This is a genomic window from Bifidobacterium sp. UTCIF-38, from assembly GCF_006454495.1.
GTDB classification, from domain to species: domain Bacteria; phylum Actinomycetota; class Actinomycetes; order Actinomycetales; family Bifidobacteriaceae; genus Bifidobacterium; species Bifidobacterium callitrichos.
Window position 1 is genome coordinate 1 of the sequence record NZ_JFAL01000044.1, and the last position, 776, is coordinate 776.

At 68.4% G+C, this 776-nt stretch carries 1 protein-coding gene; it reads right to left on the reverse strand.

The features are described from left to right. Nucleotides 1-776, reverse strand: a 776-nt coding sequence (locus BW11_RS11420) for a transposase (RefSeq protein ID WP_140476382.1), incomplete at both ends; no start/stop codon positions are given.

Below are 776 nucleotides of genomic sequence, written 5' to 3' on the forward strand. Positions count from 1 at the left end.
GGCGTTCCTTGAGCTTGTACGCCTCCCAGAGGGTCTCGTTGGTGTTGGCGATGCATTCCAGTTGGGCCTTCTGGCCGGCGGTCAGGTCGCCCTCGTTCTTCAGCAGCGCCCATCTGGCGCCCTTGACCGGGTCCTTCGCGCCCTTTTTGGCGACGCCTTTCTTCCGGGCCTCGCGCCATGCGGCGGTTCGTACCTTGTCGAGCGCGTCGGTCGCCCAGGACACGATGTGGAACCCGTCGAGGATGCGTTCGGCCTGCGGGCACCAGCGGAACGCGCACTCGTCGATCCACCGGGCCCCGTCGCCGGTGACGACCCGGATGGAGGCGCGCTGCGCCTCGGTGAGCGTCTCGAAGAACAGGTCGAACACCTTCTCCCCGTGCCCCTCGTGCATCCATACGACCCTGCCGCGGTCGTGGTCGACGACCACGGTCATGTACTTGTGGCCCTTGCGGTAGCTGGTCTCGTCCACGCCGATGGAACGCAGATGGTCGAACAGGCCCGCCCCCTGTTCGTCCCGCAGGTCGTCGGCGACCCTTTTGCACACGGGGCCCACGCTCTTCCAGTCGATGCGCATCAGCGCCGACACGGCGCTTCTGGGCGCGTGCACGCTCAACCACGCGACCTGCTGCTCGAAGTCGCGCGTGTACGCGCTCTTCCTGCGCGCCCACGGCACCATCGCGACCGTCACCCCGTGCTCGCGGCACATGACGCGCCGGGGCGCGTACTCCAACAGGAGCCTGGCGCACCCGAGGTCGAGGTGGCGCCAGCGCCGCACG